This window comes from Marinicella litoralis (assembly GCF_002591915.1).
Taxonomy (GTDB): domain Bacteria; phylum Pseudomonadota; class Gammaproteobacteria; order Xanthomonadales; family Marinicellaceae; genus Marinicella; species Marinicella litoralis.
On the sequence record NZ_NIHB01000004.1, the window covers coordinates 103,206 to 127,493 of the forward strand.

Consider the following 24,288-nt stretch of genomic DNA (forward strand, 5'->3'; position numbering starts at 1 on the left):
ATTTATTAGCTCGGGTCACTGTCTAACCAAGATTGTAATATGATTTGTGCTGCGATGGCATCTATTTTAGATTTGTCTTTTGCTTTGCTCAGTTGTCCCGCCCTTTGATTTTGAAATTGTCGTTCAGCGGCATAGGAAGTGAGCCTTTCATCGATATATTCAACGGTCACTTGGGTTTGTTTTTTAACCTTTTTGCCAAAGTTCCTAACTTGTCTGGTGATTTCCTGTTCCTCACCATCCATGTTTAAGGGAAGGCCTATGACGATGCGACTTATTTGCCATTCATCAATGATTTTATTTAACGCGGGCCAAAAGGCTTTGTCGTTAGGTAAAGTGGTTAAAGCCGATGCTGAACGGGAAAAAGATTGTGCCAGCGCCAAGCCAATTCTTTTTTGACCAAAATCTATGCCCAGCAGGTATTCAAGCATGTCCAATGTCACCACTTAATTGGTGCGGCTTAACGCCAATGATGTCCAGTGCCTGTTCCCATTTGTCATGTTTTTCTAATGTGTTTTTAAAAATCAGTTTTTCATCACTGGCACAGGTTAACCAAGCATTGTCTGCGATCTCTTGTTCTAATTGCCCTTCGTGCCATGTGGCGCATCCCAAAGCCATTAACCAATCACCATTCATGGTGTCTTGTGCGATGGCTTTGATAATGTCTTTTGAGGTGGTCAGCGATATGTTTTTGGCAATTTGAATCGAGCTGTCATAGTCATACAGGTTTTGATGCAAAATAAAACCACATTGGGTGTTCACGGGTCCGCCCTCATAAATAATGGATTCGGCCTTATGACTGTTCATCGGAATGGCCAAGCTTTCAAGTATTTCTTCAAAAGTGATGTCACTTGGCATATTAATATTGATACCCAGTGCACCGTGCTCATTGTGTTCACAGATTAAAATGACGGCTTTAAAGAATCGCTCGTCTGCCATCTCAGGGGTGGCAATTAATAATTGATTGGTCAAATTCATTATTTTTGTCTTAGCAAATGTCCTGGCAGGAATTGCCAGGTTCTGGTGATGTAAAGAATGTCTACCCGTTCATTTGATTCAGGCAGTGGATCAAAGGGCTGTGCTAATTTTACTATGTGTTTGGCTGCTTCATCCAGAAAATTGTAATCTGATGATTTGATGACTTTGATTTCATGGATGCTACCGTCTTTGTTGATGCCGACAGTCAACATCACATTGCCAATGAATGATTTGTTTTTGGCTTGCTCAGGGTAGTTTAAGTCACCGGTGCGTTCTACTTTTCTGACCCAATTATTGATGTAGGGAGCGAATTCATAGGCTTTGGTACTGCTTGATACGTATTTACTTCTTGGTTTTTTGGCGTAATTTTCAATCTTGCGTGCAATTTCATCTTTGATTTTCGCTAACCGTTGTTCTTTGGTTTCATTCAACTTGTTCGCGACTTGATCGTTTTTATCCTTATTTGGCTGGTTTGATTTGATTTTAAGAGCGGATTGTTGCGCAGTGATTAATTGTGTTTCATATTGTTTGGTTTGTTGTTTTTGTTGTTTGTGTGTTTCTTGCTTGGCTTGTCCTTCTGCCACCATTGATGTGGCACTGAATAGATTGGTGGGACGAGATTTTTTGTCTTTGGTGCCTCCGCCAATTTGATTGTTTTGCGCCAAGTACTCTGCATCATCTGGTGCTTCTGGATTTGATTTTTTTGAAAGTATCACATCCATGCTGTGTATCACTTCTGGTTGGGTTTGTTTGTGGCGAAAGGAGACCCCTAAAATAATCAAAGACAAGGTGAGTAATGCCAGAGTCAATGTCATGACATTTTTGTCCTTGCTTGTTATTTTAGGTTTCATAGAATGTCTTGTTCGATACAGTCAAATAATTCGCCAGCTATGTTCAAGTCAAATATTTTATCTAATTCTCTGATGCAGGTAGGACTGGTTACATTGACTTCAGTTAAGTATTCGCCAATAACGTCAATGCCAGCAAACACAATACCCATCTCTTTCAATTTGGGGCCCACAATTTCGCATATTTTATAATCAGATTTTGACAGCGGCAAACCCTTGCCGGTTCCCCCTTTGGCTAAGTTGCCCCTAAAGTCTTCAGCGGAAGGAATTCGAGCCAAGGCATAAGGAACAGCTTCGCCATTAATCATGAGGATTCTTTTATCGCCTTGGCTGATGGCAGGGATGAATTTTTGGATCATTGTGGTTTTAGTGCCATTTTGTGTCACTGTCTCTAAAATCACATTCAAGTTTTTATCATTTTTATGGGTCTTAAAAATGGAGTCACCGCCCATACCGTCCATTGGTTTGACGATGGCATCACCTAAATCCATAATGGCGGATTTTAGGATATTGACGTCTCTACTGATGACGTTGTCTGGTGTACATTCTGGAAAAGTTTCGGTAAAAAACTTTTCATTGGCATCTCTTAAGGCTTGGGGTTTGTTGATGACATGAGTGTTTGGTTTGGTCTGATCCAAAACATAAGTATCCATGATGTATTCCATGTTAAACGGTGGATCCTTGCGCATTAAGATGATTTGAAACTCATTCAAGGCGGTGTGGTTATGGGGTTTCAGTTTGTACCAATCTGTGGCAGAATCAGTCACTGATATATGCTGGGTTTTGGCCATGGCCTTGCCATGTTTGCAGTATAAATGGTTGGCCGTGATGTAGTGTATTTCATAGCCTCGTTTTTGAGCTTCTAACATCATCGCAAAACTGGAATCCTTGATTGGATTGATGTTTTCGATGGGATCCATAACTACAGCAATTTTAATCATTTCTATTAACGCAATGTTTGTGAATTATTATGAATTATAATAAGCTAATGGGAAGTGTTAAATAGCGTGGGTCAAAATAAAAATAAATAAAACCAAGTTTAACGACCTGGTTGGCTCAACTTTGACTGCCGTGAACGACCTGAGCTGGTTGACAGGCCATGGTTTGACAGGTGTTTATCACACAAGGAAAATAATTGGGCCTGGTAAATAAATCAGTGTTTATCTTAAAATTGTTTTGTAATCAGTTGTAAAATGAGTTATTTTCTTGTGAATGACATACTTACGAGATTATCTTCATGAATGTTGTGAATAGTAAATTAGAACTAATGCGAGAAAAAAGTTTGGAGAAATTATGAATTTAGAAGGTTTAAAAGTGATGGTGATTGATGACAGTAAAACCATTCGCAGAACCGCTGAAACTTTATTAAAAAAAGAAGGTTGTGAAGTTATCACTGTAGACAATGGTTATGAAGCGTTGTCTCAGATATCAGATCTAGAACCCAACATTATTTTTGTTGATATCATGATGCCTCGACTCGATGGGTATAAAACCTGCGCTTTAATAAAAATGAACAGTGAACACAAATCCACTCCTGTAATCATGCTCTCAAGTAAAGATGGCTTATTTGATAAAGCCAAAGGTAGGGTGGTTGGTGCGGAAGAGTATTTGACCAAACCATTTACTAAAGAGGAGCTGATTGAAGCCATTGAAAAACACGTTAAAAGGGATTGAGAATGAGTAAACACATAATCAAACCATTTGAGTTGCTCCTTGAATATGAGAAAAGAAGTGTTTCTCATGCTTTAGGTAGTTCAACTGATGAAGGGGAGTTGGGTGATTGGTCAGGAATCGGTTTTAAAATTGGTGATATGTATTTAGTGACACAGGTTGATGACATCAATGAGGTGGTCATTTTACCTGAGTTGGTCAGAATTCCAGGCATCGATAATTGGGTTTTGGGTTTGGTGAATATCAGAAGCAATTTGATTCCAGCTATTGACTTAAGGGCTTATTTAACCGGTGAATCTTCAAAGCTCACCAAACACACAAGGATGTTGGTAATCAATCAACCCGGTGGTCATGCCGGCTTGGTGGTTGACGAAGTATTTGGTCAGCGACATTTTAAACACAGTGAGGGTATAGACATCGAAGGTGATGATGCGTCACGTGTTTATTCTTATTGTGATAAATTTTTCAGCCATGATGATGTGAATTGGAATGTGTTTGTGATGGACCAATTGGTTCAGGACACCAATTTCCAAAATGCATCAATTAAATAACAACAGAGGTAGAAGTATATGAGCAGTTCAGCTGTAGATATGGACCAAAGAACCCGTACGTTGCCTTTATGGCAATTGATGGTATTGGTTATTTTGGTGTTGTCGTTCTTTGGTCACTCCTATTGGTTAGCCACCATCGAACAAGACAGAACGTCACATTTGTCAGAAACTGACAAAGTTCAGATTAAGGCTCAACAATTGGCTCAGTATGCCAAACAAGCGTCGTCGGGCGATATTGACGCGTTTGAAGAATTGATTACTGATCGAAGAATTATCGATGACACGATTAAGTCGTTAAAAAATGGTAATTCAAATTACCCGGCACTGCCATCAGATGTGAATCCCAGATTGGGTTCATTGGCAGATCGTTGGGAAAAAATGAACAACGATGCATTAACGATTATTGAACAACGTGATCGAATTGAAGAATTAAGTGATATTTCTGATAAATTTGCTTCAGAAATTCCAATCTTACAAGCCAGTTCTGATGCTGTTGTAAAAAGATTGGTTGCGATCAGAGAAGACCGTGGTCTTATTTACTTGGCATCACAACAACTGGTATTGGCTGACAGAATGTTGCGTCGCATGAGTGAAATATTAAAAGGGGGCGCTGCTTCTATCCAAGCCAGTGACAGTTTAGACAGGGATGCCAGAAAATTCAATGAAGTGATGACCGGCATGTTTAATGGCAATGACACCATTAAAGCCGTTACTGATGACCAAGCAGTTGAATCTTTGGGCCGAGTTTATGCTGCTTTTGACAGTGTCCAAGCAGACATTGGTACAGTCAGGGGTGCCATGGAATTATTCGATGCACAGATTGCAGCGGCTGACATTGAAGTTGATGTTGATTCATTTGTGGAAGATGCCGAACAATTAAGAAACCAAATTTCAGAGCGTACTCAATTGGTACCATCAGAAAGAATGGGTTGGGTCATTGCAGGCCTGTCATTTTTATGGTTGTTATGGATTTTCAGAACTTTATCTAAAAATGACCGTGTAAGGGCTGCCGTTGCACAGGATCAAAATGAAAGAAATCAACAAGCGATTCTTCGGTTGCTTGATGAAATGGGCTCATTGGCTGATGGTGATTTGACCGTGAATGCAACTGTATCGGAAGACATTACCGGCGCGATTGCCGACTCTGTTAACTTCGCGATTGAAGCCTTGAGGTCATTGGTGAAAACCATTAATGACGCTTCAGTGGGTGTGGCATCTGCGGCTCAAGAAGCACAGGCCACGGCGATGCATTTGGCTGAAGCCTCAGAGCATCAAGCCACACAGATCACCAACGCATCGGCAGCCATTAATGAAATTGCAGTTTCTATTGATGAAGTATCGAAGAATTCATTGGAGTCAGCCGATGTAGCACAACGATCGGTATTGATTGCGCATAATGGTGCAGAGGTTGTGCGAGACACCATTAAAGGCATGAACAACATTCGAACACAGATTCAAGACACCTCTAAGAGGATTAAACGCTTGGGTGAAAGTTCACAAGAAATTGGAAACATCGTTGAATTGATTAATGACATTGCCGAACAAACGAACATTTTGGCATTGAATGCTGCGATTCAAGCGGCGTCTTCTGGCGAGTCTGGTCGAGGTTTTGCGGTTGTTGCCGATGAGGTACAACAGTTGGCAGAACGTGCATCCAGCGCGACACGTCAGATTGAGGGCATTGTAAAAACCATTCAAACGGATACCAATGAGGCCGTACGTTCAATGGAGCAAACGACATCAGAAGTGGTGGGTGGAGCTCGAAAAGCCGAGGATGCGGGTGAAGCCTTGACTGAAATTGAAACAGTATCGAACGATTTGGCTGAATTGATTCAAAACATATCCGAGGCGGCCAGACAACAATCGGTAGCTGCCACCAATATTTCTGGAACCATGAACGTGATTCAAGAGATTACCACCCAGACATCAGCCGGTACACAACAAACAGCAGAGTCGATTGGTAACTTGGTGGAGTTGGCGACAGAATTACGTAAATCAGTAGAAGACTTTAAGTTGCCAGATGACGAGTTCTTCTGAAAATAAGCGAATTAAGCTAAACAATGTACAAAATGTATAGCAACAAACCAATCATACAAATATCTCCTTTAACGGAGGTCGAATACTTACGCTGGTCAGGTTTGTTGGCTGAACGTCTGGGCATCATTGTTCCCAAAGAAAGGAAGATGTTTTTGCAGTCGAAAATATGGTCCAGAATGAGGGAAATTGGTTACACGGCGTATGACAAATATTGGGAATACATCAACTCTGGGATTGAAGGTAATCTTGAATGGTCCCAATTGGTCGATCGCTTGACAGTCCATGAAACTTCTTTCTTTAGACATAAACCTTCGTTTGAGTTGGTGAAGGAAGACATGCTAAGAAAAATACACCTCAGTGATGAAACATTGAAATACAAAATGTGGAGCGTCAGTTGTGCCACCGGTGAAGAAGCCTATTCATTGGCTATGCTGGCATCCAATGCATGTCAAAACACCGACATTAAAACATATTTCGGAGTCACCGCTACCGATGTGAGTAGTCCCGCAGTGGCTTTGGCAAAACAGGCCATTTATTCTGCTGAAAAAATGGCTAACATTGATGAAGAATACCGCAACAATTTAGTCCAACTCAATGATGAGATGTTTACTGTTAAAGATTCCATAAAGAAAAGAATGGCTTTTGGAGTGTTTAATTTACTGGATGTGAACCGGCCCTCAAATATTAAATACGATGTGATTTATTGTCAAAACGTATTGATGTATTTTGAGAAGAAGGTGAGGGAGCACATTCTCAACGGCTTAGTTGCCTATTTAAATCGTGATGGGTTGTTGGTTTTAGGACAAACTGAAATCAACGCATGGTCCCATCCTAAAATGAACCGCGTCAACAAAAACAGAACTTTGGCATTCAGATTGAAATAATATGAGCAATATAGAACAAATAGATTTTTCAACTTTAACATGGGTTAAAACCGAGCTTGATGAAACTTTAAATCGGGCAAAGGAAGCTTTGAAAACCTTCGTTGAAGACACCGATGATACCAATCAACTTCAATTTTGCATCACTTATCTTCATCAGATTCAAGGTACCTTGAAAATGGTAGAACTTTATGGTGCTGCTATGGTTGCTGAAGAAATGGAGTCTGTTGCTAAAGATTTAATGAATGGCACCATCAAAGACGAAGATTCAGCCTACGATGTATTGATGCAAAGTATTTTGCAATTACCGGATTATTTAGAACGAATTGAATTGGGTCATAAAGATGTCCCCATAGTCTTGTTGCCATTGGTCAATGATTTGCGAGCGGTTCGCAGTCAAAAATTACTTTCTGAAAGTGCATTGTTTAACCCCAATTTGGATCTGGGCGTACCGGATAGAATTGGTGACAATGATGTGTCTTTAAAAGGCAATCAGTTGAAAACGGCACTTTTGAAAATCAGGTCGGTTTATCAGGTTTCATTGTTGAATTGGATCAAACAAAACGACACTGAAAAGGCGATCAATAACATAAAACTGGTGGTGTCAAAATTGCAAATGATATTGTCACCAGTGTATTTAAAGCAGTTGTTTTGGACCTATTCTGGCTTGTTGGAAGCTTTACAAGAAGGTCATATTGAAGACAATGTTTCCATTAAACAAATAGCTGGTAAAGTCGATTTGCTGATTAAGGAATTAGGCAACAACAGTCCTCAAACAAAATCGACAAGTCGCACCATTACAAGAAATATTCTTTATTATATTGCAATCAGTGAGGGTGACAGTCGTCTGGTTTCTGAAATCAGCCAGTATTTCAATTTGGCACAATTTATCCCTGATGAAGACGAAATCAAGCATGCTGAAGGCAGCTTGTCAGGCAAAAATAAAGAGCTGTTACAAACAGTATCCGATGCGATCAAAGATGATGTCTTGGTGGTTCAAGAGTCATTGGATTTGTACATCAGAAACAAAACGGCCAGTGTCGATCAACTGTCACCGATTCTAGATAATTTACATAATATATCAGACACCTTGGGTATTCTTGGCTTAGGTGTGGCGCGTGATTCGGTTAAATCACATACTGCTGAGTTGAATACCATGATTGAGGCTGACCAACGGCCCTCTGATGATAATTTATTGGAAGTGGCTAAAACACTGTTGAAAATTGAATCACAATTAGGTGATCACATTCAGTCACTTGGCATACATGAAGAATTGGGTGGCGAAGAAGAAAATGCCATTCCTAAATCTGAAAAAAGGGCTATTTTGCAGCAATTGGCTAAAGAATCAATCATTAACTTACAGCAGATTAAAACCAATTTTGTGGCCTTTATTGAGTCACCTTGGGATAAAAATCAAGTCAAAGACAATCCCAGGTTGTTGAATGACATCGCGGGTGCATTAAAAATTCTGAATTTAAGTGAAGCTGGTGAACATTTAGAATCAATCATTGAATATGTAAATACCGATATTCTGGCCAGTGACTCAAAACCATCTGCCATGGAATTAGAGCAGTTAGCGACCGTGATTTCTTCATTGGAATATTATTTAGAGAATCTAGACCAAGGCCAGCGCATTCGTGACAGCTTGTTGAGTGAAGTTAAAACTCAAATTGAGCACTTACAACAACATGTGGCCAACGATTCCGAACTCCGGAAATCAGCCACCATGGAAGAAGATGCTTCTGAAGCTGGCTCAGATAATGATGCGCGAAATGAAAGTGTTACAGCATCGGATGAGGTAGCAGAATCAGCAGTGTCAGAAACTGAAACAGTGGCTTCTGAAGACAGCGAAGAACAATCTGACAGTGAAATCAATCAAGTGGAAACTGCTGTTGAACAAACAGCAGTGGAAGTAGCTGAAAGAATGACCGTTATTTTTGGCGATGATGTTGATGATGAAATCAAAGAAGTATTCCTTGAAGAATTTGAAGAAGAATTGGCAAATATGCAGGAAAAGCATGCCATTTGGAAAGAGGATCCTGAAACCAATGTTGGTGAATTGTCTGAAATAAGAAGGATATTCCACACCCTCAAAGGCAGTGGTCGTTTGGTTGGTGCTGAAGCAATTGGCGAGTTTGGTTGGCAATTGGAAAATATGTGTAATCGCAAGTTAGACAATGCCATCAATAGTTTGAGTGACTTCAGAACAGTATTGGCTGAAGGTGTAGAAATGGCGGCAGGACTGTTTGCTGCGCTACAAACTCAGGATGTGGTCCCCAATGGGTACAATTTATTGTTGCAAAATGCTGAAAATGTGACCAATGGTGATGAATTAGAGGTTGCGCCAGAAGTGGTTGAGGCGGTTGTTGAAGAGTCAGAATCTGATGAGTCAACTGACGCGGATGCTGTCATCATGGAAGAGACTGGTGAAGACACCATTGAAGCTGTTGATGATGACACTGTCGGTGATGATTCGGTTGGTGCTGCTTCAGATGAATCTGAACTGGGTGAAATTGAGTTTGAATTAGAAGACATTGATTTAGATGACGATGTCGAATTAGACGAAATTGCATTGGATGATGTTGAATCTGTAAACAGTGAAGAAGAATCTGTGCATGAAGCTGAAAATACAGATGATGACGATTTTGTGTTTGAGTTTGATTTAGATTCTGAAGATTCAATCAGCGAAGACGAATCAGATGAAGTTATTGCAGAGAACACCCTGTTAGATACAGAAGGTGAAATAACTGAAGAAGACAGTATTGATTTGGAATTGTCTGAATCAGATGAGTTTGATTTGGAACAAGAATTGGCAGAATTGGATTTGGATGATGATTCAGCTGTGTTTGGTTCAGACGATGAAATGTCAGATGATGAAGAGAATGAGACTGAACTTACTCATGAGCTGGAGGAAGATTTAGACACGTCCGAGTTGGCATCAGAATTGGATGATGAATTGGATGATGAATTGGATCTTGAACTTGATGAAGTTGATTCAGAAGTAACCGATATGGCATTGGATGAGTCGGTTGAAGATGACAGTGAGGATTCCGAAGAATCAATTTCAGACCAGTTAGATGTTGACCCAGTCTTTATTGAAATCCTACAAAAAGAAGTGGGCGGCCATTTGAACGAAATGAATGTGTTTGTTTCAGCTGCCATGGAACAGGAAGAGCCAAAAATCAGTGATGATTTTATCCGGGTGGTTCATACACTGAATGGCGCTGCCAGTATGGCTTCGGTTAAAGGCATCACACAGATGACTACTCCATTGGAGAAAATGTCTATCATGATGTTAGACAGGAACCAGCCATTGAGTAGTGAAGATGTTAAATCGATTGAGCAAGTAATACACCATGCCAAGACACAAATGAACTTACTTGGAACGGGTGAAACACCTGTTGATGAAAGCATTGGTGATTATTTCAGAAACAGAATTCAAGAATTGTACACCACTGAAGCAGCGGGTGAATCACTTGAAGATGTTGATGAGGACTTGGCATTAGAAGACTTGTTGTCAGAAGACCTTGAAAATGAAGAGGTCGAAACAATTGATGAAAGTAATCTGAATGAAGCAGCGGAAGATTCTGAAGCCGATGAAGTTGAGTCAGAACCAACGTCAGATGAAATGGCAGCTGAAAACGAAGTGACTGAAGCAGATGACGATGAACCAGTTGACGAAAGCGAGGCTGAAGAAGTAGAAGATGTTTCAGATGAAACAGAACCTGTAGCGGATATTGAAGAATCAGCAAAAGCAGAAGACAAATCTTATAATTTGTTCGATGATGAGGGTAAAGTAGATGAAACAGAAGACGAGGAATTAAACGCCACATATGAGTCAGAAGTCGATGATGAATTGTTGGAAATTTTTAGTGAAGAAGCTTCAGAGATATTCGATCGGGCTGATCACCTGTTGGCTGAGTTAGAAGAAAAGCCGGACAGCCCCAATATCATTCAAGCTTTGCAACGTGATTTACATACCCTGAAGGGTGGGGCACGTATGGCAGGACTGAATCAAATTGGTGACTTATCGCATCAGCTTGAATCATTGTTTGAATCTATCGCTGAAAAAAATCTTGAGGTTAATCCAGAACAGCATGAGTTGATGTCACAGGTGATGCATAAATTACATGGAATGGTAAATGCAGACGATTTTGGTCAGTTATCGAGTATAGAAACTGAAACCGCACAACTTGAACAAATCTTGTCCTCAGAAGGTGGTGAGATTAAAGAAAAATCTAAACTTGATGAAGAGTTCTTTGATCCTTTGGCTCGAGTTGAGACACCCATAGATGAATCTCAAGTTGATGACGTAGAAGCCTTGGTTCCTAAAAAGAAAGCCAATGTATTGTCGGGTGGACAAATTAAGGTTAACTCAGAACTGCTGGACAAATTGGTGAACTTTGCTGGTGAGGTCAGTATTTACCGATCAAGGATGGAACAACAATCTGCAGAATTGAAACTGAACATTGACGAGTTAGAGAATACAGTTGAAAGGGTGAGAAGGCAGTTGCGTGAGCTTGAGCATGAAACAGAAGCTCAAATTATTTCCAACTACCAAGCAGAAGGGGATGAGTTAGAGGAGGATTTCGATCCATTGGAGCTTGATCAATTTTCTACCATACAACAATTGTCTCGTTCATTGTCAGAATCAGTTTCGGATTTAACCAACATTCAATCTTACCTCCAGGAGTCAGCTCGATCTTCGGAAACATTGTTGATCCAACAATCACGGGTAAATACAGAATTGCAAGAAGGTTTGATGGAAACCAGGCTGGTTACATTCAACTCATTGATTCCTCGATTAAGGCGAGTTTTGCGAACAGCAGGTCAAGAGCTCGATAAAAATGCTAAATTAGTGGTCAAAGGTGCTGAAGGCGAAATGGATAAAACTGTTCTTGAGGGCATTCAAGCGCCCTTGGAGCACATGATAAGAAACGCCATGGTTCATGGATTGGAGGCAGACAGAAAAGCTGCCGGCAAACCTGACCAAGGACACGTTGTCATAGAGTTAAGTCGTGAAGCGACAGAGGTTGTGATCACGGTGAAGGATGATGGGGCCGGTATCAATACCGACATCTTGAGGAAAAAAGCGATTGAAAGAGGCATCATTGGTAAAGACACCGAATTAACTGATGGTGAAATTGCACAATTAATCACCCATTCTGGACTTTCTGCGGCCGATGAAGTGACTAAATTGGCTGGTCGTGGTGTTGGTATGGATGTGGTCAACAATGAAATTAAACGGTTGGGTGGAAGTATTGAAATCATTTCTGAAACCGGCGCCGGAACTACATTTGTCATTCGCCTGCCTTATACGTTGGCGCTTACTCAGGCCATTATTGTTCAAGTGGCTGATCACAGGTATGCCATTCCAGCATCTGGTGTAGAAGGATTGATCAGGATGAGTATTGATGAATTCCGCAGGCGTATATTAGAGAATGACCTGAGTTACGATTATGCTGGTGAAGAATACAACATCCAAGAGTTGAATAAATTATTGAGTGTAGACTCGGAAGCATTGGTTGAAGGCAATCAAGTTCCTCTGGTTATGATTAAATCAGGTGACCAAGGTGTCGCATTGCGCGTAGATCAAACATTTGGAGGCCGCGAGATCGTAGTTAAATCTGTGGGAACCCAGGTGGCTTCTGTTCCTGGTATTTTCGGAGCGACTATTTTAGGTGATGGTGCGGTGGTTTTGATTTTAGACATCATTCCTATGCATCGTGCTTACATGCAGAAACTTGAAAAACTTGAAATGGAAGGTGTTCAGGTTGTGGAAGAGGTCGAAGATGATCGCGTTACTACCATTATGGTGGTGGATGATTCAATCACCATGCGTCGAGCAGGTGAAAGGATGTTGGCCAGAAATGATTTTGAAGTGATGACTGCCAAAGACGGCCTTGACGCGCTGAATAAACTACAAGAACAAAAACCAGACCTGATGCTGTTAGATATCGAAATGCCACGCATGGATGGATTCGAATTAGCAACAGCGATGAAGCAATCTGAACGGTTTGCAGACATTCCAATCATCATGATTACGTCAAGAACAGGGCAAAAACATAAGGACCGTGCCAAAGAAATTGGTGTGGAGCGGTATTTAGGTAAACCTTATCAAGAACTGGAGTTATTAGATAATATCAATGATTTATTACAATTAGAAGATGCCTAGTGAGCAAGTTGTAGGACTGATTCATATCGGGTCCCAGCAACCTTCAGCACAGTTTTTGATTAATCAATTGAAATTGTCTGGTTATGGTATTCAACAATATGATCAATCTCAGCTGGATGAGGTTGATCATGAGATCAAAACGTTTATTGTCAATTTATTTGACAATGAGGTTAATATTGATGAAATCATAGTTCGACTTTCTGAGCACAAGGCCAAAGTAATCTTTAATGATGCACAGATATCGAATGAATTGGTCGGATGGAATAAAAACAGGTGGTTGCGACATGTGTTGCATAAAATAGATGCCTCTCATGACATATTGCCTGAAGTTAAACCTGAAGTTAACTCCAATGATGGATTAGATTTGAAATCAATGGGCATTGAGTCCGTTTGGGTGTTGGCGGCATCTATTGGTGGTCCTGAATCATTGATTAAGTTTTTTAAAGAGTTTGAAGGTGATGAGCCGATTTTGTTTATTATAGTTCAGCACATGGACAGTGAATTTTCATCAATGATGGAAAAGCAACTCAATAAAAATAAGTCTATACCTGTTAAATTAGCAGAAGCTGGCGTTAAAATCTTGCCAAGCCAGGCATTGTTGATTCCTGTGGATGAAGACATCAACATAAAGTCAGATGGCACCATTGCGGTTAAAGATGTCAACCACCATAGGATATCAACGCCTTGTATTGATGATGTTTGTTCTGACATGATTGAAAATTTAGAACAAATCAATATGGCTATTTTCAGTGGGATGGCCAAAGATGGCGTCAAAGGTGCGATCAATGTATTTGAAAATGGTGGCAAGGTCATTACCCAGTCAGCTGAAAGCTGCGTAGTTTCGGCCATTGCAGAGGAAGTCAGGAAATTGAGCATGTCATTGTTTGACGGTGATCCAGTCTCCATGGCACAATATATTAAAGAATCGATAACGAAATAGGTAGATACAAAATGTCCAATGAAATTCGAGCAGTATTGATACCCATAGAAGATGACAGAAAATTGTTACTTCCGAATGCCATGGTTGCAGAGGTTCTCGGAATGAGAAGTATTGAAGACATAGCTGTCAGTGAGCAATGGATATTAGGCACGGTGTCTTGGCGTGGTTGGGATATTCCCTTGATTGATTTTGCTGTATTGACAGGGTCAGAAAGTGATAACAGCATCAGCAGTACCTATAACTTGGCAGTATTAAAAAGTATTAATCATCCAGAAGACATGCCTTATTTTGCCGTTCTGTCTAGAGGCATTCCTAAGCTACAATTGGTTTCTCGTGGTGACATGCAATTGCATGAAGAGAAAAACATCAATCACAATGCGATTGCTTCCTTGGTATCCATTCAAGATGAGATGGCAGATATTCCAAATATGAATTACCTAGAAAGTAATTTGATTGCGGTTATTCAACCAGCGGCTTAAAGTCTCCATACAATGCATGCATGGCACCCATGATGACCGGTGCCACTGTTTCTGTTCGTAAAACACGTTGACCCAGTTGCACGCCAAGATAATTGGCTTTTTCAAATGCATCCAACTCTTCCGGCGAAAAACCACCCTCAGGCCCAATAAAAAATGTGTGTGCTTGTTGTAAGGATTTAGGCAAGTTGTATAGAAAATGGTCGGCAGTTGGATCTAAGTATATTCCATTGTCAATTTCTTTGACTAGGGGGGAGAATTCAATGATGGGTGTTATTTCCATGACAGAAGACCTGCCAGATTGCTCGCAAGCACTGATGGCAACGGCCTGCCAATGATTCAGTTTTTTTTCAAATTTGTGTACAGGTATTTTCTGAGAACAAAAGTCTGAAATGAAAGGAATTATTCGAGAACACCCCAATTCAGCGGCTTTTTGAATGCTGTAGTCCATCCTGTCTGAACTGCTGATACCTTGGGCTAAGGTGGTCTTTAAACTTGAATTTTTCGGCTGTATTTCTGTCAAACTGATGTCCACAAGTTCTACTTGGTGTTTGCTGATGTGACCCACTTTGGCTTGGTATTGATTGCCGTTTGGAGTGAAAAAATGCAAGGTGAAACCCACCTTCAATCGCAATACATTTCTGATGTAATGGGCTTTGTCACCTGCAATATTGATGGTGTTATCTATGTCAGGTGTTTCTATGGGTAAATAGATTCTTGAAATTCTCATATGGCAAACTGAACTGATGTACTTACAGCAACGAATAAAATGGCATATAATCTTAACTCAAAACGAAATGAAGTAAATGATGAAAAACACAAGTCTTAAACAAAACTTACACCGCCAAGGCGGTTTCACATTAATGGAAATACTCATCGTAGTGGTGATTATCAGCATACTGGCTATTTCAGTTGTGCCACAATTTCTGGACCAACCTGACAATGCCCGCATTGCTGCTACCAAAGCTGATATCAGAAATCTTGAAACCTCTTTGAGTATGTATAAATTGGATAATTTTCATTACCCTTCGACTTCACAGGGATTGCAGGCACTGGTGCAAAAACCGTCAGGTTCACCAGAGGCGAAGAATTGGAAGCCAAGTGGTTACATCAATAAATTACAGAATGACCAATGGGGTAATCCTTACCAATATTTAAACCCTGGCAATCACGGCGAGATTGATATCTATTCATTTGGTGCGGATGGACAACCTGGCGGTGATGGGGTCAATGCTGACATAGGCAATTGGTGAATCTTTATTTACCCATTCATTTGAATCAGCTTTATAGGTGATTTATTGATGAAAATTTCAGGTTTTACACTGATGGAAATCTTATTGGTGGTCGTGATTATCGGCATCATGTCAGTGATGGGTGTCAACTTGATTAACAGCCAATCAATTGAGCGACAAATCTTAAATGAAGCAGCCATGCTCGAAGCCCAAGTCAATTTTATCTGTGATCAATCAATATTAGAAAACAGAGCCCATGGTATTGAGTGGACTGAAAATGATCAGTGGGTGTTGAAACACCAATCAGGGGATTGGTCCCTAGTAGAAACAACAAAATCATCATTCACAATGGATCGCATGATTCTGTTGAATGGACTCGAACAAATACTGTTACCTGATCCAGAAGAATTACCTCACGTTATTTGTCAAACGGATGGTTCTTTCAATCCTTTTGAAGTCAAATGGCCGGTGTTTAAGGGTCAAAAAGTGGAATCTTTTTATTCCCTGAAGAGTGAAACACCCTATCAATTGACTGGAGCCTGGGTTGAAAAATAAATCGACAGGATTTACTTTGTTGGAAGTGTTGATGGCATTGATTGTTATCAGTGTTGGTTTAGTGGCTTTGGTTCAATCAAGCCAACACAGTGCATTTGTTTTAGAAGAAGCTAAAAGCAAAACAGCTGCTTACCATGTGGCGGATCAAGTGATGTTGAAGATGTATCAGGTCTCCGGGCTCAGCTTGGGTACTCACCAAGGACAGCAGCAATTCAATGGTGTGACATATTTTTGGCAAGTTAATTTATCAAGCACTGATAATGAAGGCATCAACCGGATGGAAGTCGTGGTGTCAATGGATCGTAAATTTGATTATGCCGAAGCTCATTTAACCGGTTTCAAAAAATCGTGAAGCACAGGTCATATAAAAGGCAAAGTGGCATGACACTGCTGGAGGTGTTGGTTGCAACTGGAATTTTGGCTGTGATCTCAACCATGGCATTCATCAGTATTGACAATATGGTGAGATCAAAAGCCACCCTCAGTGAACACACCAAGCAATTGAACCAAACTAATTTGGCTTATTATTTGTTACAGAATGATTTACAGTTTGCGGTAAGTAGCCAACAATTAAGCCTCCAGGCAGCAGAATTTAAGGGCACTGCACAAAGTTTCAGTTTATTGAAATTTAAAGATCAAATAGCCACTTCACCACGAATTGAACAAACGCATTCAGGCGTTTCACAACCTATTCAGCGAGTAAGGTGGTACCTAAGAGACCAATATTTGTTCAGGGCGGTGCAGCCAGCTCATGCATCCCATCAAATCGGTCATTGGCAAGAAAGGCAGGTGTTAGCCATTGAATCCTTCAATTGCAGTTATAGGAATGTTGTGGGGGTTGATTTAAACAGCTGGCCAAACACCGCAAATGAAAACAGTCAATTGCCGCAATCCATTCAATGCTTAATTGTGTCATCTGATGGACTTGAAACTGAGCTACAGGTGTCTCCATGGCAATCCATATGGTGATTCGAAATAAAAATCAAGGCATGGCGATGTTAATGGCTTTGGTCATGTTGGCGATTGCTTCCAGCCTGGCAGCCTATATTTGGTATGACAGTCAACTCAGCCTGGCACGCATACATAACTTGAAACAAGCCTACCAAGCCAAACACTACAGCCAAGGTATGATGTTGTGGGCCAGTGATATATTGCGTGAAGATTATGCCCAGGATGAAACTCAACATGACAGTTTAAGTGACCCATGGTTACAAGGTATTCAAGGTATGGTGGTTGAAGATGCCATACTTTCTGGCTCATTAAACGGAATGAACAGTCGATTTAATGTCAATAATTTGGTTGTCAATGGTGAAGTTTCTGAATTGCATTTGACCTATTTAAGGCGCCTGTTAAGCACCTTGGAATTGGATCTTGGGATTGCTGAAAAAATGATCGATTGGATTGATGCTGACCAAATTCCAATGGCTGATGGTGCTGAGGATTTTATATATTTAGCCAAGTCTCCGAGTTATCAAACCGGTTCTAAATATTTTCAACACGTGGGTGAGTTGGCATTATTGGATGGCTTGAGTCCAAGTGATTATCGGCGTTTGCTGCCTTATGTGACCACTTTACCTATTCGAGGAAACCAGCCGACTAAAATGAATGTGAATACCATTTCGCCACCTCTGATTAAGTCATTGAGTCTAAACATTAACAATGAGATGGCCGTAAGGCTCAATCAAAATAACCAGGCCAACTTTACCAGCATGAATGATTTTTTCCAACACAACAGCATTCGCTATGTTGTGACCAATACAGAAGAGCGAAATAACATTGAAATGTTGGCAGGGGTGCAGACATTAGACTTGCAAGCCAGTTCAACCATTCAAATGGAAGGTCAGGTACACCAAATGTATGCCCTGATGCGCAGACAGAACAATGGAAGTGCTCGTGTGCTCGTTCGATCAATGGCACCATTTATCCCTACAGATTTGTTATGATATGAACATGAAATTAGCATTCCTTGCGAGTCAAGCACCTAAGTCACAAAACTCATTGAAACAACTGGTCAAAACCTATGGCCAATGCGATGCCGACTCTGCCGATGTGATTGTGGTTCTCGGCGGCGATGGTTTCATGTTGCAATGTTTGCATCAATACATGCACCATGAGACACCAGTGTTTGGTTTGCGCAGAGGGACTGTAGGCTTTTTGATGAATGACTTTTCAGTTAAAAATTTGCCTGATCGGATCAATCAAGCCAAAAATACTGTATTACATCCCTTGTCAATGCAGGCAGAAACAATCAGTGGTGAACGGGTCAGTTCTTTGGCGATTAATGAAGTTTCATTATTACGACAAACCAAACAATCTGCTCACATTGAAATACAAATCAATGGCCAAAGTAAAATAGATAACTTGGTAGGGGATGGTGTCATGGTGGCAACACCTGCAGGCAGCACAGCCTATAATTTATCAGCCCATGGGCCAGTCATACCATTGGGCAGTGATATTTTGGCACTAACACCCATCAGCCCATTCAGACCCAGGCGCTGGCGAGGAGCCATTATCCCTTCTCATGCAGAAGTCACTTTTGTGATTAAGAGCCATGAAAAGAGACCGGTTTCTGCGACTGCTGATAACACCGAGGTGAGGGATGTGATGCAAGTCGAAATAAAAGAAGCCAAAAACATTAAAATAAACGCTTTGTATGACGCCAAACATAATTTGGAAGATCGAATTATCAATGAACAATTTTCATAAGTTGATTAATCAATGCTGACTTTAGCCATTTCTTCAAGGACCTTGTTTGACTTGAATGATTCGCATCAAATTTTTCTTGAAGAAGGTATTGAAGCTTATCGCAAATACCAGTTAGAACGAGAAGATGAGCCATTGAATCCAGGAGTGGCTTTTCCATTGGTAAAAAAACTCTTGAATATACTGCACCCAGAAACTAAACAGCCCTTAGTTGAAGTGGTTTTGGTTTCACGGAACAATGGTGATACGGGGCTGCGAATTTTTAATTCGATTGAGCACCATGGTTTGAATATTACTCGTGCGGTGTTCAGCAATGGTGGTTCACCCTATGATTACTTGTCCGCGCTTGGTGTTGAATTGTTTTTGTCTGCACATCATGCTGATGTGATCAGTGCCATTGAAGCAGGTTATGCGGCAGCTCATTTGATGACCAGACGATCTTCTGGTTTGATAGATGGTCAAGTCAGGGTGGCTTTTGATGGGGATGCAGTGCTGTTCTCTGATGAATCAGAACAGATCTACCAAGCAGATGGACTGGAAGCTTTCAGACAAAATGAACACGATAAATGCAATGAACCGCTCAACCCTGGGCCTTTCAGTGCATTTCTTAAAAAACTGCATGATTTACAACGTATTTTCCCCAGTGGCACTTCGCCAATCAGGACAGCATTGGTCACTGCGCGGTCAGCGCCTTCGCACAAAAGGGTGATATTGACTTTGCGTCAATGGGGCATTCGAATTGATGAAGCTTTGTTCCTGGGTGGACAAGACAAAGCAGAATTTTTAAAATCATTCAAAGCTGATATTTTCTTTGAAGATCAGTTAACCTATGTTAAAACTGCATCCGAACACACCGCCACTGGGCATGTTCCATATGGTGTAACCAATCAACAACCAAAAAAATAAAATATTATGAAAAGATTTAAAACTAAACTGATTTCTGTGCTGGCTTTATTGCTTGTGACTTTGTTTGTGCAAGCCACTGTGGTTCGTTTTGAAACCAATTTTGGCAATATAGACATTGAATTGTTTGAAGAAGAGACACCTTTGACAGTTGAAAATTTTTTACAGTATGTCAATGCTGGTGATTATGACAATTCAATCATTCATCGTTCAGTGCCTGGATTTGTGATACAAGGTGGACAATTTTATTCGACGGGAACGCAGTTGGCTTCCATTCCTGCCAACCCTTCAGTGATGAATGAACCTGGTATCTCAAATACCAGGGGTACAATTGCATTGGCAAAAATACCAGGAAGCCCTAACAGTGGAACCAATAACTTCTTTTTTAATGTTACTGATAACGTCAGTTTGGATACATCAGAACAGGGCTTTACTGTTTTTGGTGAAGTGATTGATGGTCTTGAAATCATCGACTTAATTTCATCGCTGCAAACTTTCAGTGAACGCCCATATTTTGCTTTGTATACCAATACGATACAACTGAGTAATTATGTCTACATCAATAAAGCCTTTGTGTTGTCTGAAGAATTTCATATCAATGCCGGCTTATCTGGTGCATGGTTCAATCCAGCCACAGATGGACAAGGTATTTACCTTGAAGTGTTGCCAGACATCCAAACAGTCATCATGGCATGGTTTACCTTTGATACCACTGATCCAGACACTGCGACTCCTTCAGAAGTGGGGTATGCCGGTGGTCGCTGGGTAACGGCCGTGGGAAATTTTCAAGGCAATGAATTCAATGGTACGGTTTATCAAACCAGCAATGGGTTGTTTGAAAACTCAGCCGCCACCGTTTCAAATATGGCGATAGGAACCGTACGCCTTGTATTCAACAGTTGTGGCGAGTTGGTTATGAGTTATTCATTGTATGATGGTTTATTAAATGGCTCTACAGAATTAGTGAAAATCGCGACTTCTAACATCGCATTGTGCGAACAATTGGCTTCAGACAATAATCCGGGTATTGTCGTTCAATAAACAATCGATTCTATTCCTTTTAGTTTTTGCGGTTGCCAATGGGTAACCGCAAATGCCATCAACTCAGCTTGTGAAGGCCTGTTTAACACGGGAACCTCTTGTTGCAGTAATTTTAAAGCCATTTTTGTGGTATTGAATGGGTCTTCAGAGGTAATGGCCTTGGCATGATTTTGTTTGCTTAGTTTATTATTGAGCACATTGGTAATCACTGGAAAATGTGCATATTGAGGTTGTGGTAAGTTTAAAACCTGGTTTAAATACATCTGTCTGCCCGTTGAATCCATGATGTCGATACCCCTGACCACTTCTGTTATACCTTGATCTGCATCATCCACCACTACAGCCAGTTGATAGCAGAATAAGCCATCTTTGCGTTTGATGTTAAAATCGCCACATTGTTGTTGAATGTTTTGCGACTGATGACCTTGGAACAAGTCTGCAAAACGAAAGCTTTCCCCACTGACTTTTAACCTCACAGAATGAGGCAGTTCTAAATCTACCTGCGTTTCTTTGCAGGTTCCTGGGTAGCTGTCAGTACCTTTCAGAATGGCCCGCGTACAAACACAAGGGTAGGTTAAGTTCATTTGTTCCAAGTTTTTGAAGGCAGACGCATAGGCCGCTTTTCGGTCCGGATCTGTTTGGTAAATAATGGGTAAGTCAGATTCCATGCCAAAGCGTCGCAGGGTTTTTATAATCTGTTTATCCGCCCCCTCGACCACCCTGGTTTCATCCACATCTTCAATCCGAACCAACCATTGACCATTGTTTGCTTTGGCTTGACAGTAACTGACAATGGCAGCCACCAAGGAGCCAAAATGCAAATCACCAGTAGGTGATGGGGCAAATCGCCCCCGATAGTGATTGGCATCAAACATGGGGAAGCAGCCAGTTAGGTTTGTAATGCGGTGGCCAAATTATTGTATACATTAAAGTTTCAAGCAGCGCTCAGATTCGTTTGTGATAAACAACTCCTGACCACTAGAAAGGGCGTCATCAGAAACGGGGTTCATGTAATACAGCTTCGAGGCACTGCTGGGTTTTATACCAAAAGCATGGCCTATGAAGTCAAGCATTTTTATTTACTCGACTTGTGCCATTTGGTCACTGGGTTCGGCAATGAAATTACCTTGAACAAAGTTCACTGACATTTTCCACATGATACTCATTGTGGTGGCATCTTCAATAAACTCACAAATGACCTGTTTGCCTTGGTTGTGTGCTTTGTCAACAATGTCTTTGACTTTGGCTTCGTTTTCAGGGTTTGAGCCTAAGTCTTGCATGAAGCTGGAATCAATTTTCAGCATGTCAGCTGGAAAATGTTTGAGGATACTGAAAGAATTCAGACCAGAGCCGAATTTTTCAACCACAATTAAGCAGTGTGTGGCTTTGATTGATTTAATGATGGGTTTCATTTGTGATGCGTAAGTGACTAATTCGCTTTCACGCACTTCAAAAGCCAATTTGTCACCAGAAACACCACTGGATTTTAACTGACTGGCCAACCAACTGGGGAAGGATGGGTCGGTTAAGGTGTGGTGTGAGAGTTTAACAAACAACATCACAGGGTTGGTGGCATTTTTAATTGATTGCAATGACTTACTGATTACCCAGTGATCGATTTCAGTGATGAAACCATATTTTGTTGCCACTGGAATAAACTGTTGAGGATAGATTAATTGGTCGTCTTCTGCACGGAGTCTAATCAACACTTCGTAATGCTCTTTTTCATCACCATCGATGTTAACAATCGGTTGGTAATGCAATACAAATTTGTCTTGTTCTAAACCATCAGTGATGCGGTCTATCCATGCTTTAGACGCTGCCCTGGCTTGTTTTTCTTCCTCAGCAGGGTCAAACACTTTGATTTGGTTGCCACCATTTTCCATGATCTCATTGAGGTTGTCTGTCAAAGTTTTGATCACTTCTGAAACGGATTCAGATTGTGGTGTCAGCTGAGTCACTGAAATACTGGCTGAGCAATTGACTGATGTGCTGCCTGCATTGAATATTTGGTCGGTGAATAAATTTTTCAATTTTTCAGCCACTTGTTCTGCTTTTTCGATGGATGTTTTAATGCGCAATACAAATGAGGTGTCTGCGTACCTACAATAAGTCACGTCTTTGCCCAATTTGTTTTCAAGGAATTCGGCAACGCTGACGATAAACAAATCCAAGTTACCTATGCCCAATTCTTTTTCGTGTTTGTCGGCATCATCGATGCCAATCATGATAATGCTGTCCCCAGGTTTGTTACTGGCTTCATCCAATGCTTTTGATAACACTTCATGGAAGTAACTGCGGTTATAGAACTTAGTCAGTAAATCTTTGTTCTTGATTTCAAACAGTTCTTTTTCAACCTCAGGGTCTACTGAAGGGATGTTGATGATAAATTGGACGCATTTTTCACCATTGATGGTGGCTTTAGATACATTGATTAAGCCATCAAACTTTTCACCACCAGAAGTCACCATTTTGAATTCTAAATCGGATTTTGGCAGTATGTTTTTATTGATGTCACGTAAAGTTTGTTTGGCTCTGGCAATGTCATCTTTGGCGATCATGTTTAAAAATGGAGTGACTTCCAACTCTTCAAAGTCATGATATTTAAAAAGTTCTTGATAGGATTGGTTTGAATAAACATGCATGCCATCATGAATGTACGCAATGGCTTGTTTGGATGAATCCAATAACAAGTTACATCTTCGTTCTGTGTTCTTTAGTTCAACGGATAGAAATGCATTGTTGCGTCGTTCGCGAAGTGCTTTCATTTCTTTTTGAATCACATGCTTCATGTGTTCTGGTAACAACGGCGTGCAAAAAGAGCCCGCACCATTTTCAATCGCTTCTTGAATTAAATCAGGGTCAAAATTTTCAATCAATGCCACCACGGGTAAATCCAAACCCATGCGCTTCAAGTGATCGACCACAGTTTGACAAGGTAAGTCTGTTTGCAGTTGTTGGCACAACACCATGTCAATTGGTTTGCGTTCCAAAATTCCGGCCAATTCTTCTTCTTCGGTACAGCGTGTTGGTCTGACAGCAATTTGATAATTCCTGAGCAATGACAAGATGCGCTCAGCTTCTTCTTCTGATTGGTGAATGATTAATAAATTGATGGAATTTTCTGTTGCCAATTCAGTGCTCCTTGTCGTCATGAATTACGTGTGTTATGTGTGTTTAAAACGGTCTCTTGGTTGACTTATTATATAACTTATTGAGTGGATTAAAACGACAAATTTTATTGTGTGACCATTATTCATGCGTTAAAGCTTCACTTTTTCTGGTGAAAGTGTATTGGAA

At 40.7% G+C, this 24,288-nt stretch carries 21 protein-coding genes and 1 pseudogene; 15 read left to right on the forward strand and 7 right to left on the reverse strand.

Annotated elements, in window-relative coordinates; all coding sequences use genetic code 11:
- Positions 1-5 precede the first annotated feature (5 nt).
- The 4 genes from ruvX to gshB are packed head-to-tail and all read right to left on the reverse strand — an operon-like array spanning position 6 to position 2,764.
- Positions 6-428, reverse strand: a complete 423-nt coding sequence (gene ruvX / locus CCS90_RS12105; protein WP_099019832.1) for a Holliday junction resolvase RuvX — start codon at positions 426-428, stop codon at positions 6-8.
- Positions 421-975: a YqgE/AlgH family protein gene (locus CCS90_RS12110; RefSeq protein ID WP_099019833.1), complete on the reverse strand. Its 555-nt coding sequence runs from the start codon at positions 973-975 to the stop codon at positions 421-423. Before CCS90_RS12110 ends, ruvX begins: the two co-directional genes overlap by 8 nt.
- On the reverse strand, positions 975-1,826 hold the full coding sequence (locus tag CCS90_RS12115) for an energy transducer TonB family protein (protein ID WP_099019834.1): 852 nt from the start codon (positions 1,824-1,826) through the stop codon (positions 975-977). The genes CCS90_RS12110 and CCS90_RS12115 overlap by 1 nt, the downstream gene beginning before the upstream one ends.
- Positions 1,823-2,764: a glutathione synthase gene (gene gshB / locus CCS90_RS12120; protein ID WP_099019835.1), complete on the reverse strand. Its 942-nt coding sequence runs from the start codon at positions 2,762-2,764 to the stop codon at positions 1,823-1,825. Before gshB ends, CCS90_RS12115 begins: the two co-directional genes overlap by 4 nt.
- A gap of 352 nt (positions 2,765-3,116) precedes the next feature.
- On the opposite strand from gshB, the gene pilG reads away from it, so the two are divergent.
- The 7 genes and pseudogenes from pilG to CCS90_RS12155 all read left to right on the forward strand — a co-directional run bounded on the left by pilG (position 3,117) and on the right by CCS90_RS12155 (position 14,557).
- On the forward strand, positions 3,117-3,497 hold the full coding sequence (pilG, locus tag CCS90_RS12125; RefSeq protein ID WP_099019836.1) for a twitching motility response regulator PilG: 381 nt from the start codon (positions 3,117-3,119) through the stop codon (positions 3,495-3,497).
- Positions 3,498-3,499: 2 nt separating this feature from the next.
- Entirely contained in the window at positions 3,500-4,045 is a 546-nt protein-coding gene (locus CCS90_RS12130) for a chemotaxis protein CheW (RefSeq protein WP_099019837.1), read from the forward strand.
- Positions 4,046-5,071: 1,026 nt separating this feature from the next.
- Positions 5,072-6,082: pseudogene (locus tag CCS90_RS15250) on the forward strand (methyl-accepting chemotaxis protein); the annotation flags it as partial.
- A gap of 23 nt (positions 6,083-6,105) precedes the next feature.
- Complete coding sequence (locus CCS90_RS12140) at positions 6,106-6,966, forward strand: CheR family methyltransferase (RefSeq protein ID WP_099019839.1); 861 nt, start codon at positions 6,106-6,108, stop codon at positions 6,964-6,966.
- 1 nt (position 6,967) lies between these two features.
- Positions 6,968-13,138 (forward strand): Hpt domain-containing protein, encoded by a 6,171-nt coding sequence (locus CCS90_RS12145; RefSeq protein ID WP_099019840.1) that lies wholly within the window; start codon positions 6,968-6,970, stop codon positions 13,136-13,138.
- The gene (locus CCS90_RS12150; protein WP_099019841.1) at positions 13,131-14,078 is read left to right on the forward strand and encodes a chemotaxis protein CheB; all 948 of its coding nucleotides are present in this window, start codon (positions 13,131-13,133) and stop codon (positions 14,076-14,078) included. The genes CCS90_RS12145 and CCS90_RS12150 overlap by 8 nt, the downstream gene beginning before the upstream one ends.
- An 11-nt stretch (positions 14,079-14,089) precedes the next feature.
- Positions 14,090-14,557 carry a chemotaxis protein CheW gene (locus tag CCS90_RS12155; RefSeq protein ID WP_099019842.1) on the forward strand — a complete coding sequence of 156 codons (468 nt, stop codon included), beginning with the start codon at positions 14,090-14,092 and terminating at the stop codon, positions 14,555-14,557.
- Here the strand turns inward: CCS90_RS12155 and CCS90_RS12160 are convergent.
- Positions 14,538-15,284 carry a 16S rRNA (uracil(1498)-N(3))-methyltransferase gene (locus CCS90_RS12160; RefSeq protein WP_099019843.1) on the reverse strand — a complete coding sequence of 249 codons (747 nt, stop codon included), beginning with the start codon at positions 15,282-15,284 and terminating at the stop codon, positions 14,538-14,540. The two genes, CCS90_RS12155 and CCS90_RS12160, sit on opposite strands and share 20 nt — an antisense overlap.
- A 79-nt stretch (positions 15,285-15,363) precedes the next feature.
- On the opposite strand from CCS90_RS12160, the gene gspG reads away from it, so the two are divergent.
- Genes gspG through CCS90_RS12200 form a run of 8 tightly spaced genes read left to right on the forward strand, consistent with a single transcriptional unit; the run spans position 15,364 to position 20,988 of the window.
- Positions 15,364-15,807, forward strand: coding sequence for a type II secretion system major pseudopilin GspG (gene gspG, locus CCS90_RS12165; RefSeq protein WP_211337045.1), 444 nt, complete (start codon positions 15,364-15,366; stop codon positions 15,805-15,807).
- Between the two features lie 48 nt (positions 15,808-15,855).
- On the forward strand, positions 15,856-16,341 hold the full coding sequence (locus CCS90_RS12170) for a type II secretion system protein (RefSeq protein ID WP_099019845.1): 486 nt from the start codon (positions 15,856-15,858) through the stop codon (positions 16,339-16,341).
- Positions 16,331-16,693, forward strand: a complete 363-nt coding sequence (gspI, locus tag CCS90_RS12175; RefSeq protein WP_099019846.1) for a type II secretion system minor pseudopilin GspI — start codon at positions 16,331-16,333, stop codon at positions 16,691-16,693. Before CCS90_RS12170 ends, gspI begins: the two co-directional genes overlap by 11 nt.
- The gene (locus CCS90_RS12180) at positions 16,690-17,310 is read left to right on the forward strand and encodes a PulJ/GspJ family protein (protein WP_099019847.1); all 621 of its coding nucleotides are present in this window, start codon (positions 16,690-16,692) and stop codon (positions 17,308-17,310) included. Before gspI ends, CCS90_RS12180 begins: the two co-directional genes overlap by 4 nt.
- Positions 17,292-18,284 (forward strand): type II secretion system minor pseudopilin GspK, encoded by a 993-nt coding sequence (gene gspK / locus CCS90_RS12185; protein WP_099019848.1) that lies wholly within the window; start codon positions 17,292-17,294, stop codon positions 18,282-18,284. The genes CCS90_RS12180 and gspK overlap by 19 nt, the downstream gene beginning before the upstream one ends.
- Before the next feature lies 1 nt (position 18,285).
- A complete protein-coding gene (locus CCS90_RS12190) occupies positions 18,286-19,047 on the forward strand; it encodes an NAD kinase (protein ID WP_099019849.1) in 762 nt (253 codons plus the stop codon).
- A 12-nt stretch (positions 19,048-19,059) separates the two neighbouring features.
- Positions 19,060-19,950, forward strand: coding sequence for a 5'-nucleotidase (locus CCS90_RS12195; protein WP_099019850.1), 891 nt, complete (start codon positions 19,060-19,062; stop codon positions 19,948-19,950).
- A 6-nt stretch (positions 19,951-19,956) separates the two neighbouring features.
- The gene (locus CCS90_RS12200) at positions 19,957-20,988 is read left to right on the forward strand and encodes a peptidylprolyl isomerase (RefSeq protein WP_099019851.1); all 1,032 of its coding nucleotides are present in this window, start codon (positions 19,957-19,959) and stop codon (positions 20,986-20,988) included.
- Here CCS90_RS12200 and gluQRS read toward each other — a convergent pair.
- The gene (gene gluQRS / locus CCS90_RS12205; protein ID WP_099019852.1) at positions 20,982-21,863 is read right to left on the reverse strand and encodes a tRNA glutamyl-Q(34) synthetase GluQRS; all 882 of its coding nucleotides are present in this window, start codon (positions 21,861-21,863) and stop codon (positions 20,982-20,984) included. The two genes, CCS90_RS12200 and gluQRS, sit on opposite strands and share 7 nt — an antisense overlap.
- A 204-nt stretch (positions 21,864-22,067) precedes the next feature.
- Positions 22,068-24,122 carry a GGDEF domain-containing response regulator gene (locus CCS90_RS12210; RefSeq protein ID WP_162846868.1) on the reverse strand — a complete coding sequence of 685 codons (2,055 nt, stop codon included), beginning with the start codon at positions 24,120-24,122 and terminating at the stop codon, positions 22,068-22,070.
- Between the last annotated feature and the right edge of the window lie 166 nt (positions 24,123-24,288).